The following is a 12818-nucleotide window of genomic DNA, read 5'->3' on the forward strand; positions in this document are numbered from 1 at the left end:
GAGCGAAGGAGGTCCGTCATGGCGATGGCGCTGCCGGTTCCCGGGGACGAGTTCCCGGGCGATGTCGCGCCCGACAACGAGGGTGCGTCTGTCGAGCAGACCTTCGAGCTGTTCAGTGCGCTGGCTCCCAAGGGCTGGCGTGTGGAGCTGATCGAAGGGGAGATCAAGGTCGTACCACCAGCGAATGGTGAGCACGAGGAGATCGTGTCGGAGCTGAGCGGGCAGGTCCGCGACCACGACAAGGGCTTGGGGCGGTACACCGGCATCGGTCTGCACCTGCCTGACGGCTCAAAGGTCATCCCCGATCTCGTCATCGCTCCCAAGGGCAGCTACTCCGACAAGCAGGAGTGGCACGCCACAGCGGCTGTCCGACTCGTCGCCGAGGTGACGTCCGCCTCCACGGCCGGTCGCGACCGGGTCCAGAAGATCCGCGGCTACGCCCGTGCCGGCATCCCCGTGTACCTGTTGATCGACCGCGAGGCAGGCGAGACCGTCGTCTGCTCCGAACCCGTTGGCGACGATTACGTGCACAAGGCCACCCACAAGCTCGGAACCACGGTCCCCCTCCCCGCCCCCCTCGGCTTCGACCTCGACACCGCCGAGTTCTGACCGCGCCCCGCGCCCCGTCCGCGCCCCCCTCTCCGGGGAAACCCCGACGGAAACCCCGAGGCGTACGCCATGCCCACCCGCGACAATGATCCGGTGCGGTACCTCATCCTCGGCACCACGGAGGCCCTCGACCCCCACGGCGCCCGGCTCCCCCTCGGCGGTGCGCGGCTGCGTGCGCTGCTCGCCGCGCTCGCGCTGCGCGGCGGGCGGACGGCGGCCGTCCCGGAGCTCGTCGACGACGTGTACGGGGACGAGCCGCCGCACGACGCCAACGCGGCGCTGCAGGCGCTCGTCGGCCGGCTGCGCAAGGTCCTCGGGAAGGACGCCGTCGCCTCGGCACCCGGCGGGTACCGGCTCGTCGCCGAGCCCGGCGACATCGACCTGTACGCCTTCGAGCGGCACGTCCGCGACGCGGACGCCCGCCTCGACGCCGGCGACCCCGACACCGCCGCCGCACTCCTGCGCACCGCCCTCGCGCTCTTCCGCGGGCCCGCGCTCGCCGACCTGCCCGAGCCCGCGGGCGTGCGCCCCGAGGCGCAGCGGCTCGCCGCGCTCCGCCGCCGCGTCGAGGCCGACCTGCGGCGCGGCGCCACCGCCGGACTCGTCCCCGAGCTGGCCGAACTGACCGGCGCCCACCCGTACGACGAGACCTTCCACGCCCAGCTGATCCGCGCCCTGCGCGCCGAGGGCCGCCCGGCCGACGCCCTCGCCGCGTACGAGAACGCCCGCCGCACCCTCGCCGACGCGCTCGGCGCCGACCCGGGGCCCGAGCTCACCGCCCTGCACGCCGAGCTGCTCGCCGGGGAACGGCCCCCGGGGCCGAGGCCGGCTCCCGTCGCCGAGCCGGGGAACATCCGCCCCCGCCTCACCTCCTTCGTCGGCCGCGAGCCGGAACTGGCCGCGCTCCGGGCCGACCTCGGCCGCTTCCGGCTCGTCACGCTCACCGGACCCGGCGGCTCGGGAAAGACCCGGCTCGCCGAGCAGGCGGCGCTCCAGGCGGTCGGCCCGGCGGCCTGGATCGCCGAACTCGCCCCGCTCGACGACCCCGACGCGGTACCCGGCGCCGTCCTCTCCGCCCTCCGCCTCCGCGAGACCAACCTGATCACCCGCGACGGCGTGCCCCTCCAGGACGACCCCACCGCCCACCTCGTCGAACACCTCGCGCGCCGCCCGCTCCTCCTCGTCCTCGACAACTGCGAGCACGTCGTCGGCGCCGCGGCCGCCCTCGCCGAGACCCTCCTCACCCGCTGCCCCGACCTGCGGATCCTCGCCACCAGCCGGGAGCCGCTCGGCGTGCCCGGCGAGGCCGTCCGGCCCGTCGAACCGCTCCCACCGACGCCCGCGCACCGGCTCTTCGCCGAGCGCGCGCGGGCCGTCCGTCCCGCCTTCCGCCCCGAGGACGACCTGCCGGCCGTCGACGAGATCTGCCGCCGCCTCGACGGCCTGCCCCTCGCGATCGAGCTCGCCGCCGCCCGGCTGCGGCTGCTCACCCCGCGCCAGATCGCCGACCGCCTCGACGACCGCTTCCTCCTCCTCACCTCCGGCTCCCGCACGGCCCTGCCCCGCCAGCAGACCCTGCGGGCCGTCGTCGACTGGTCCTGGGAACTCCTGGAGCCCGAGGAGCGGGACCTGCTCCGGCAGGCCTCCGTCTTCGCCGGCGGCTGGGACCTCGCCGCCGCCGAGGCGCTCACGGCCGACGCACCCGCCACCGCCGACACCCTCGGCGCCCTCGTGGACAAGTCCCTCGTCGTCGCCACGCCCACCGACGACGGCGAGATGCGCTACCGCTTCCTGGAGACCATCCACGAGTACGCGGTGGAGCGCGCCGCCGAGACGCCCGAGCTCCTCGCCGCCGCCGAGGCCGCCCACACCGCCCACTTCACCGCCCTCGCCGAGACCGCCGAACCCCTGCTGCGCACCGGCGGGCAGCTGCCCTGGATCGCCCGTCTCGAGCGCGACCTCGACAACGTCCGCGCCGCCTTCCACCGCACCACCGTCACCGACCCCGACGAGAGCGCCGCGCTCCGGCTCGTCTTCGCCATGGGCTGGTTCTGGTGGCTGCGCAACTACCGCCCCGAGGGCCTGGCCTGGGTGGAGCGCGCCCTGCGCCTCGGCGACGACCCCGAGGACCGGGCCGATCCCCGCTTCTGGCCCCGCATGCAGCTGCGCATGCTGCACTTCTTCCTCGCCGTGGAGAGCCAGAGCATCCCGACGCTGCGCGACGACCCGGTGACCGCCGCCCTCGTCGCCCGGGTGCGGGCCGCGTTCGCGACCGACCCCGGCCCCGAGTCCGCCCGCTTCCCGGGCCTGCTGTGGCCGTTCACCGCCTACCTCACCGAGGAGCCCGCCGACGTCCGCGACCTCCTCGACCTCGCCGTCGCCAACGCCCGGCGCCACGGCGGCGAGTGGGAGATGGGCGTCTCGCTGATGTTCCGCACCCACATGGTCATCGACATGCCCGGCGGCATGCCGGGCGTCGACGAGGACCTCGCCGAGCTGCGCGTGCTGTCCCGACGCGTCGGCGACCGCTGGATGCGCGCCCAGGTCGCCAGCGCCGCCGGCGAGGCCCACATGCTGCGCGGCCGGCACGAGGAGGCCCGGGAGGCGTACGAGGAGGCGCTGGGCCTCGCCCGCGAGGTCGGCGCGCACGCCGAGGCGCCGTTCCTCATCGCCCGGCTCGCCGAACTGGACTTCCGCCTCGGCGACGTGGACGCCGCCACCAAGAGCCTGGACGAGGCGACGGCGGTCGCCGAGCGCCACCACGTGCAGGACACCACGACCTACGTCCGCTTCCTGCGGGCGGGTATCGCGCTCTACGCCGGGGACGTCGCCACCGCTCGCGCGCACATGGAAGTGGCCGGCGCGATGGTCGTCGAAAGCACTCCGCCGCCGCACTTCCAGGCCCTCGTGACGGGCCTCGCCGCACGGATCGAGGCCCATGAGGGCGCGGGTCCTGTGGCCGTCGCGCAGGCCGTCGAGGCGCTCGGCATGGCGCGGGCCGCCCAGTGCGCCGAGTTCTTCACGGCCGCTCTCGCCGAAGGCCTCGCCACCGCACTCGCCCTCGCCGGCGAACTCGCCCTCGCGGTATCCGTCCTGACCGCCGTCGACGGCTGGCGCGGCGAGGTCCCCAGGGCCCGGGACGAGCTGCGCGAGGCGGAGGACGTCCTCGCCCGGGCTCGCGCCGGACTGGACGCGGCGGCGTACGAGGCGGCCCGCGCGGAGGGCCGCGGGCTCACCCTCGACGACATCCTGGCCCGCGCGGAGCCGTTCACCCGCTAGGTCCTGTCGGCAGACTCCCGTCGTCGCCCGGAGGGCGTCGCGGGGCAGGCGGGAGTCCGACGACAGGGTCTGGCGGAGCCGGTCACGCGTGACCGGTCGGCAGGTGCCTCAGGAGCAGCTGATCCGGGAGTTCGCCCAGTCCGCGACCGCGGCCGTGCCGAACGGGGTGTGCTCCTCGACCACCAGGCGGAGCGTGCGGCGGCCGGTGAGGGCGACATGGACCGGGACGGGGGCGTCGCCGCGGCGCATCACCTGCGAGCGCCACAGCTGCTCCCCGTCCCCGTAGACGGAGAAGCGGACACCGCCCGGGCCGATCGGCACGGTGATGTCGTCGATGCCGACGAGCGCGTCGTAGCCGGTGCACTGCCGGTTGAGGTCGATGAGCAGCGAGGACGGGGCGTGGACGCTCACGCCGTGGGCGTAGCGGGTGCCGGCCACGGTCAGGCCGGAGCGCTGCCACATCCAGCTGCTCCGCGCGAGGTTCACCTCCGGCTCGGTGCCGTCGCCGAACACGTCGTACTGGAGCCGGTTGACCTGGTAGACGGTCGGCCCGGGCTTCGGCGTCGGGGACGGCTTCGGCGGGGTGGGCCTGGGGAGCGGGGGCGTGGCCTTCGGCTTCGGGGCCGGCGTCGGGCTCGGCGTCGCCCTCCTCGTCGGCGTCGGCGTGGGCTTGGGGCTGGGCGACGGCGGGGGCGCCTGTACGGGCGGGGGCGTCGGCTTCGGCGTGGGCTTCGGGCTCGGCTTCGGCGCGGGCGGCGGCGTCGTGACGGGCGCGACCGCCGACGGCGTGGCGGCGGGCTGGGCGACCGGCTGAGGCTCGGAGCCGGACAGCGCCCACACCAGACCGGCGGTCGCGGCGACGGCGGCGACCGCCGCGATGCCCGCCTTGGCGGGAATGCCGAGGCCCTCGGCAGCGGCGGCGGACGAGGCCCCGGCCGTCGCGCCGCCGGTCGTTCCCGTGGCGGCCGCCGCGGCACCGGCCGCGCCGGCCCCGGCGACGCCGCCCGCGGCGATCCCGGCGGCCTTGAGCGAGTACCCGGCGGCGAACCAGCCGATGACGGCGACCGGCAGCAGCGCGGGGATCCCGGCGTTCACATGCGCCAGCTCGCCGGCGGCGAGCCGGCACTTGGCGCACTCGTCGAGGTGCTTGCGCAGCCCCCGCTCGGCCCGCATCCGCAGACCGCCGCGCGCGAACGCGCCGAGCCGGTCGGCATAGCGGGCGCAGTCGCCGCCCGCCGTGAGCGACTGGCTCACATGGGCCTGCAGATAGGCCTGCTTGAGGCCTTCGCGGGCGCGGCTGGCGAGCACGGCGGTCGCGTTCGCGGTCAGCCCGAACAGCGGCGCGACCTCGCTCGGAGACTCCTCCTCGACCGTGGTGTGCCACAGCACGGCCTGCCAGCGCTCGGGCAGCGAACGGAACGCCTGCATGGCGAGCGACTGCTCGGCCTCGTGCATGGCGAGGACGTCGGCACCCAGATCGAGGCCGGCGCCGAAGGACGCGCTCTGGTCGGAGGACTCGGCGGCCCGGGCGGCGTCCTCGGCGAACACCGCGAAGTCCTCGACCAGATGCTCGCGCTTCTGGGTCCTGATCCAGGTCGCGGCGACCCGGCGCACGGACGTCAGCAGATAGGCCCGCACGGCCTGCTCGGGCCCGGCCCCGCCCCGCACCGCCTGAAGCGTGCGGGCGAAGACCTCGGCCGTCAGGTCGTCGGCGGTGTCCGCGTCCCGGCAGCAGCTGCGGGCGTAGCGGCGGACGGCGGCGGAGTGCCGGCGGAACAGCTCCTCGTACGCGCTGTCGTCGCCCTCCCGCATCCGCTGCACCAGCTCGGCGTCGGACGGCGGCAGATCGAGCGGCGGCGGCAGTACGGAACCGGAGTCGGCGGCGTCCGCCGTGTACTGCGGTCCGCTCGTGCCGCCCTCGCGCTGCTGCGGGACGCTGGCCTCGGCGGTCCCGGCACCGTCGGCGACACCGTGAGCCGGAGCGGAAGCCGGAGCCGGACCCGGGAGCCCGCCCTGGCTGGGTACCTGTCCGGCGGGCAGACCGCCGGACTCCGCGGTTCCGGCGGCGGCCGGCGTCTCGTCCCGACTGTCACCGCTCATCGCGGAAGCCCCCGTATGCACGCTCGGACCCGAACATCGGCCAACAGCGGCCAAGCCTGCCACAGAGCGCGAGCACGCCGAACCCTCGCGTCCACTTACCACTCGTCCGGGGCGACTTCCCGTCTCCGGGCGTAACCGCTCATCCGTTCGTGTCATGCTCGACGGTCCACCGGACCATCGAGAACCGCGCATCCCTCAGCGGCGCACTACCGCGAGCGCAGCCCCTCCAGAAGGATGTCCAGGAGCCGGGCCGACGCCGCCGCCTGCTGGGCCGCGTCCGGCAGCGCCGGCGCGGCGGTGGCTATCACGAGCAGCACGTCGGACACCGTCACGTCGGTGCGCAGCTCGCCCGCCTCCCGCGCCCGGTCCACCAGCCGGCCCACGACCTCCAGGAGCTCCGCGGCCCCCGCGTCGTCCTGCTCCGCCGCCGGCACCGCGCGCGGCGCGCCCACCCGCTGCTCGGCCTGCTCCCCGTACCCCGCGACACCGTTGAGGCCCGCCGGGACGGACGCCCGCTGCTGCGGCACCCGCGCCGCGTCGTCCGGCGCACCGGCCGGCAGCACCACGTCGTCGACACCCACCCGCAGCACCTGCGGCGGCAGCAGCCGGCCGGCGCCCGAGGCGACCGAGGTGCGCAGGAACCGGGACAGCGCCGACCACGGCTCGTCCTCCTGGCCGAGGGCGGTCCGCGCCTGCTCGGTGAGCCGCGCCGTCTCCTCCTCGGCTATCCGCCGGACCAGCACGTCCTTGCTGGGGAAGCGGCGGTAGACCGTACCGACGCCGACCCGGGCGCGACGCGCCACGTCCTCCATCGGAGCCCCGTACCCGAGCTCGCCGAACACCTCGCGCGCGGCCCGCAGCACGTGCTCCAGATTCCGCTGCGCGTCCACCCGCAGCGGCGCGGACCGGCCGCTCGCCATCGACTGCGCCGTGCGGACCTGGCCGTACGAATCCTGAACCTGCATAAGCGTTCCCCCGCTCACGATGTCTCCCCCCGGAGACTCCCCGCCCTGACACGGGGGCCCGACCTGGCCGCGCCTCTGGTCCACGCACGGCGATCCGACACCCCGATGAGGTACGAACATAGTTGAGTCGGGGTCAATTCAGAAGGGGCAGTTCCGTACGGTGCGCCCCCCGATCGGAGCAAGGACCCGGACCCTCCCGATTCCGACCCCGCACTCCACCCGGCACCCGCACCCTGACCTGCGGACTTCCCCGTACACCGGGCCCTTTCGCCACCCTCCGCCTCCGTACCCCTCCGGTCACACAATTTGCCGGGCCTGTGGACAAACCCCGGACGGCGTTGCCTCATGGGACAGTGACCGAACCTGTGCGCATCCTCGTCGTCGGCGGCGGCTACGTCGGTATGTACACCGCGCTGCGCCTGCAGCGGCAGCTCAAGGCGGAGCTGCGCGCCCGCACGGCCGAGATCACGGTGGTCACGCCCGAGCCGTACATGACGTACCAGCCGTTCCTGCCCGAGGCCGCGGCCGGCTCCATCTCCCCGCGCCACGTCGTCGTCCCGCTCCGCCGGGTCCTCGACCACTGCCGGATCGTCATCGGCGAGGTCCACTCCCTCGACCACGCCAAGCGCACCGCGACCCTCTCCACCCTCGCCACCGAGGAGGAGGGCACCGGAAGCATCCAGCTCGGCTACGACGAACTCGTCATCGCGCCCGGCTCCGTCTCCCGCACCCTCCCGGTCCCCGGCCTCGCCGACCACGGCATCGGCTTCAAGACCGTCGAAGAGGCCATCGGCCTGCGCAACCACGTCATCGAACAGATGGACATCGCGTCCTCCACCCGCGACCCGGCCATCCGCGACGCCGCCCTCACCTTCGTCTTCGTCGGCGGCGGCTACGCGGGCGTCGAGGCCCTCGCCGAACTCGAGGACATGGCCCGCTACACCGCGCGGTACTACCACAACCTCAAGCCCGAGGACCTGCGCTGGATCCTCGTCGAGGCGTCCGACCGGATCCTGCCGGAGGTCGGCGAGGAGATGGGCCGCTACGCCATCCGAGAGCTGCGCGGCCGGAACATCGACGTCCGCCTCGGCACCCGCCTCGACTCCTGCGAGAACCGCGTCGCCGTCCTCAGCGACGGCACCCGGCTGCCCACCCGTACCGTCGTGTGGACCGCCGGGGTCAGACCCGCGCCGCTCGTCGCCGCGACCGACCTGCCCCGCGACGAACGCGGCCGCATCGTCTGCACCGCGCGGCTCGCGGTCGACGGCGTCGAACACGCCTGGGCCGCCGGCGACGCCGCCGCGGTCCCCGACGTCACCGCCGAGGAGCCCGGCACCACGTGCGCCCCCAACGCCCAGCACGCCCTCCGCCAGACCAAGGTGCTCGCCGAGAACATCGCCGCCTCCCTGCGCGGCCGGCCGCTCAAGGACTACGCGTACGCCTACGCCGGGTCCGTCGCGTCCCTCGGCCTCCACAAGGGCGTCGCCCACGTCTACGGCCGTAAGCTCAAGGGCTATCCGGCCTGGTTCATGCACCGCGCCTACCACCTCAGCCGGGTCCCCACGTTCAACCGCAAGGCCCGCGTCCTGGCCGAATGGACCCTGTCCGGCCTGTTCAAACGCGAGATCGTCTCCCTCGGCTCCCTGGAACACCCACGTGCCGAATTCGAACTCGCCGCCGCACCACCACCCGCGCCGAAGGACCCGTCCCCCGACGAGCCCCGGGACGAGCCCGGGGGCTGACATCACTGTCAGTGCACTCGTCCACACTGGACGTGTGACCATAGGTGGGCTCACACCTGCACAGAGTGACTCTGCACGGCAACGACACCACGAGGCATACAGATCCGTGAACTTCACCCGTTGGAGCGCCCGGCTCCCCGGTACGCAGCGCCGCGCGGCGTCCCGCGGGACCGAAGGCTCCGTGCCCGCGGCCCGCGGTGAGTACGGGCCCCAGCCGGACCAGCCCGCCGACGAGGCAGGAGGGTCCGACGGTTCCGCCGAGGGCCCCACCCTCGAGGACTTCACCGTGCGGGAGATCGTCGGCCGCCTCCCCGGCCTGGTCGCGCTCGTGTACGGCCCGGAGCACCGCATCGCGTACGTCAACGACGCGTACGCCGCCGCCTTCGGCCCCCGCCCCGCCGGAGCCACCGTCGCCGACACCTGCCCCGAGGCGGAGGAGCTCGGCCTGCTCCCGCTCCTCGACCAGGTGCTGCGCAGCGGCAAGCCCCGCACCGTGAAGTCCCGCCGCACCCAGGACGGCGGCTCCTACACCGTCACCTGCCTGCCCGTGGACAGCCCGCACCTCGCCGACGGCGGCGTCCTCGTCCACGCCGCCGACGTCACCGACCACGCCGAGGCAGCCGAGCGGCTCCGTGCCAGCGAGCGCCGCCACCGCGAGACCGCCGTCACCCTCCAGCGCTCCCTGCTCCCACAGGAGCTGGAGCAGCCCGACGACCTGCGCATCGCCGCCACCTACCAGCCCGGCGGCACCGACGCCGCCGTCGGCGGCGACTGGTACGACGTCATCACCCTCGGCGCCGGCCGCACCGCCCTCGTCATCGGCGACGTCATGGGCCGCGGCGTGCGCGCGGCCGCCGTCATGGGCCAGCTGCGCACCGCCGTCCGCGCCTACGCCCGCCTCGACCTGCCGCCGCACGAGGTGCTCCAGCTGCTCGACGGCCTCGCCGCCGAGATCGACGCCAGCCAGATCGCCACCTGCGTCTACGCGGTCCACGACCCCAACGAGGGCAAGCTCGTCTACGCCTCCGCCGGCCACCTCCCGATCCTCGTACGGGACGAGGACGGCACCGTCCGCCGTGCGGAGGACCCCACCGGCCCGCCGCTCGGCACCGGCGGCTGGCTCCACACCTCCGGCAGCATCGCCCTGCCTCCGGGTTCCACCGCCGTCCTCTACACCGACGGCCTCGTCGAGCGCCGCCGCGAGGACATCGACGAGGGCGTGAGCGCCCTGGAGCGCGCCCTCGCCGGAGCCACCGGCACCCCGCAGGTCGTCTGCGACCGGCTGCTCCGCTCCCTCGGCGTGACCGCCGAGCACGACGACGACGTCGCCGTCCTCGTCCTCCAGCACCCCGCCCGCAAGGGAGCCGACGCCGAGCTGTTCCACAACGCGGCCCTTGAGCTCCTCGGCGGCGTCGAGGCGGCCCCACGCGCGCGTGCCTTCGCCTCCGGCGTCCTCGCCAGCTGGCGCTTCCCGGTCGAGCTGCGGGACCTGGGCGTCCTCGCCACCAGCGAGCTGGTCGCGAACTCCCTCCAGCACGGCACCCCGCCCATGCGGCTGCGGCTGCGCCGCACCGACCGCCGGCTGATCATCGAGGTCACGGACGGGGACGACCACCTGCCGCGCCGCCGCCGGGCGGAAACAGAGGACGAGGCGGGTCGCGGAATCTCGATCATCGCGACGATCGCCTCGTCCTGGGGAAGCCGCCGCACTCCGGGCGGCGGCAAAGCGGTGTGGTGCGAGTTCGCCCTGCCGGACTGAGCCCGTAAGGAACGGGCCCGTGGGAATCGGGCCCGTACGGGTCAGGCGGCGGCCGTCTCCTTCGCGGGCTGGTGCTGGGCCACCACCCGCGAGGGCTTCACGGCCAGCGACGGCTGGTTCTGCACCGGCGTGAGCCGCTTGCCGAGCCGGACCGCCAGGACGGTGATGCCCAGCGAGAACAGCACGAAGGTCACGATGTACGGCCCGTGCAGCGACGCACCCATGGGCCCGCCGACCGCCGGACCCACAGCGAGGGCCAGCTGCTTCACCAGGGCGAAGGCCGAGTTGTACGTACCGACCATCGACTCCGGCGCGAGGTCGGCCACCAGCGGCGCGACCGTCGGCGACAGCATCGCCTCACCGAGACCGAACAGGGCGTACGTGGAGACGAACGCCGCCGTCGCCATCGCCTGGCTGCCGTGACCCAGGCCCGCGTACCCGGCGAACAGCCACGCCACGGTCCAGATCAGGCCCACCGCGGCGATGACCCGGGTCCGCTTGCGGCGCTCGACGAACTTCAGCACCAGGAACTGCGCGGCCACGATCACCGCGGTGTTCGCGGCCAGGGCGATGCCGAGCGTCGACGGAGCGATCCCGGCGGCCTCGGTGCCGTACGCGGCGAGACCCGACTCGAACTGCCCGTAGCAGGCGAAGAACAGCACGAAGCCCAGCACGCACAGCTGCACCATCGCCTTGTGCCGGAGCAGCGCCTTCACGCCGCCGCCCTTGCCGGCGGCTGGCCGCGCGCCCTGGAAGGCGGGCGAGCCGGGCATCCGCACGGTCAGCACGATGGCCCCGAGGACCAGGAACATCGCCGACTGGATCGAGAACAGCAGCAGGAAGCTGCCGGGCCGGCTCACGTCGACCAGCTGGCCGCCGATCAGACCGCCGACGCCGAGACCCAGGTTCTGCAGGAAGAACTGCCAGGCGAAGGACCGCGTACGGGTCGCTGGCGTCGAGCACCAGACGATCATCGTCGCGAGTGCCGGCTGCATCACGGCCGTACCGGCGCCGAGCAGCGCCGCGGAACCGACCGCCGCGGGCACGGACGCCGCGAGGCCCATCCCGAGCGAGCCGAGCGCGGCGAGCAGCGAGGCCACGAGCAGCACGGGCACCGGCCCGCGCCGGTCGATGGCGCGCCCGCTGAAGGGCAGGACCACGAGTGCGGCCATGGCGAAGACGGCCAGGACGACACCCGCGGTGCCCGCGCCCAGATCCCGCACCTGGGCGACGTACACATAGAGGTACGGCACGGTGAAGCCGAGTCCGAACGCGCTCAGCGCGCTGCCTGCCTGAATCCGGCGCATCGCGGCGCCCATCGCCTTGGTCACACTCACCCACTTCGGTCGCGGGTTCAGTGCTGTAGCCCTGAACCCTGAAGACTTCAATCCTAAAGTTCGATCCTTAACGATACACATAGAAGGACTTCAACGCCAACGAGCCGCGTGGGATACTCGCCGCATGTCCGACACCCCCGAGCCGTCCGGCCCCCAGGCCCCCCAGGAGCCGAGCCTCGACGAGCAGATCGCCGCCTACCAGCGCGAGTTCCGCGACCTCGACCCCCAGGTCGAGAAGGTGGTCTCCGCCCTCGGCCGGCTGAACCGCCGGATGAACGTGGCGTACGGCCGCCAGGTCGCCGACCTCGGCATCAGCAACGCCGAGTGGGAGGTCCTGAAGACCCTGGTCCTCTCCGGTGCTCCCTACCGGCTGGGCCCCGGCGAGCTCGCCAAGCGCCTCGGCCTCACGCCGGCCGCCATGACCCACCGCATCGACCGGATGGCGGGCGAAGGCCTGGTCACGCGCGACCGCGACGAGAACAACCGGGTGCGCGTGATCGTCGAGCTGACGGACGAGGGCCGCCAGAAGTGGCTGGAGGCCATGCGCATGGCGACGGACTTCGAGGAGAAGCTGCTCCAGGACCTCTCGTCGGAGGAGCGCGGCAACCTCGGCGAGATGCTGATCCGCCTGCTCCGCCGGGTGGAGCTGACCCAGCCCGACGCGGGCGGCCGGCTGACCGACCTGGACTGACGGACCGGGCCGGCGGAACCGGCCCGAAGGCCTCCCAGGGCGGCCTTGACACGCCCCTCGGGGATGCGTAGTGTTCTCCGAGTTGTCACGGAGCCGGAACGGTTCTTCGACAGCCACTCCCGCCGCAGTAGCGGCACCTCAACTCCGCACGATCTCCCTACCGGGATGAATTTCGGCATGCCGAAATTCATTTCGAATGACTCGATTATGAGTCGCCGGGGAAATCCGCTAGAGTTCGAGACGTCGGAACGGCCCAACAGCCGGGAAGACAACCCCCTCTGACTGGGAATCAGACGCCGAAAGGATCTGATAGAGTCGGAAACGCCGGAAGGGCCC

The 12818-nt window shown here is 73.8% G+C and carries 8 protein-coding genes; 5 read left to right on the forward strand and 3 right to left on the reverse strand.

What is annotated here, in order from left to right; translation table 11 throughout:
• The first annotated feature begins 24 nt into the window (after positions 1-24).
• Positions 25-609: a Uma2 family endonuclease gene (locus tag ACFY8W_RS20395; protein ID WP_391106925.1), complete on the forward strand. Its 585-nt coding sequence runs from the start codon at positions 25-27 to the stop codon at positions 607-609.
• A gap of 93 nt (positions 610-702) precedes the next feature.
• Positions 703-3888 carry a BTAD domain-containing putative transcriptional regulator gene (locus tag ACFY8W_RS20400; RefSeq protein ID WP_391106927.1) on the forward strand — a complete coding sequence of 1062 codons (3186 nt, stop codon included), beginning with the start codon at positions 703-705 and terminating at the stop codon, positions 3886-3888.
• Between the two features lie 108 nt (positions 3889-3996).
• Here the strand turns inward: ACFY8W_RS20400 and ACFY8W_RS20405 are convergent, their stop codons facing one another.
• On the reverse strand, positions 3997-5988 hold the full coding sequence (locus ACFY8W_RS20405; RefSeq protein ID WP_391106794.1) for a sigma-70 family RNA polymerase sigma factor: 1992 nt from the start codon (positions 5986-5988) through the stop codon (positions 3997-3999).
• 206 nt (positions 5989-6194) lie between these two features.
• Positions 6195-6953 (reverse strand): TetR family transcriptional regulator, encoded by a 759-nt coding sequence (locus ACFY8W_RS20410; protein ID WP_391106796.1) that lies wholly within the window; start codon positions 6951-6953, stop codon positions 6195-6197.
• A gap of 353 nt (positions 6954-7306) precedes the next feature.
• Between ACFY8W_RS20410 and ACFY8W_RS20415 the strand changes: the two genes are divergently transcribed.
• Together ACFY8W_RS20415 and ACFY8W_RS20420 are read left to right on the forward strand one after the other, a co-directional pair.
• The gene (locus tag ACFY8W_RS20415) at positions 7307-8695 is read left to right on the forward strand and encodes an FAD-dependent oxidoreductase (RefSeq protein WP_391106799.1); all 1389 of its coding nucleotides are present in this window, start codon (positions 7307-7309) and stop codon (positions 8693-8695) included.
• A 106-nt stretch (positions 8696-8801) separates the two neighbouring features.
• The gene (locus ACFY8W_RS20420; protein WP_391106802.1) at positions 8802-10454 is read left to right on the forward strand and encodes a SpoIIE family protein phosphatase; all 1653 of its coding nucleotides are present in this window, start codon (positions 8802-8804) and stop codon (positions 10452-10454) included.
• Between the two features lie 41 nt (positions 10455-10495).
• Here the strand turns inward: ACFY8W_RS20420 and ACFY8W_RS20425 are convergent, their stop codons facing one another.
• Positions 10496-11773, reverse strand: coding sequence for an MFS transporter (locus ACFY8W_RS20425; protein WP_391106930.1), 1278 nt, complete (start codon positions 11771-11773; stop codon positions 10496-10498).
• Between the two features lie 142 nt (positions 11774-11915).
• Here ACFY8W_RS20425 and ACFY8W_RS20430 point away from each other — a divergent pair, with 142 nt between their 5' ends.
• Positions 11916-12482: a MarR family transcriptional regulator gene (locus ACFY8W_RS20430; RefSeq protein WP_391106805.1), complete on the forward strand. Its 567-nt coding sequence runs from the start codon at positions 11916-11918 to the stop codon at positions 12480-12482.
• Positions 12483-12818: the final 336 nt, after the last annotated feature.

It is taken from the genome of Streptomyces sp. NPDC012637, from assembly GCF_042954805.1.
Lineage (GTDB): Bacteria > Actinomycetota > Actinomycetes > Streptomycetales > Streptomycetaceae > Streptomyces.

Bases quoted from the DNA above. Each gene is read 5' to 3' on its own strand.
- ACFY8W_RS20405 (WP_391106794.1), bottom strand. From the start codon at position 5,988: ATGAGCGGTGACAGTCGGGACGAGACGCCGGCCGCCGCCGGAACCGCG.
- ACFY8W_RS20430 (WP_391106805.1), top strand. From the start codon at position 11,916: ATGTCCGACACCCCCGAGCCGTCCGGCCCCCAGGCCCCCCAGGAGCCG.
- ACFY8W_RS20410 (WP_391106796.1), bottom strand. From the start codon at position 6,953: ATGCAGGTTCAGGATTCGTACGGCCAGGTCCGCACGGCGCAGTCGATG.
- ACFY8W_RS20425 (WP_391106930.1), bottom strand. From the start codon at position 11,773: ATGGGCGCCGCGATGCGCCGGATTCAGGCAGGCAGCGCGCTGAGCGCG.
- ACFY8W_RS20395 (WP_391106925.1), top strand. From the start codon at position 25: ATGGCGCTGCCGGTTCCCGGGGACGAGTTCCCGGGCGATGTCGCGCCC.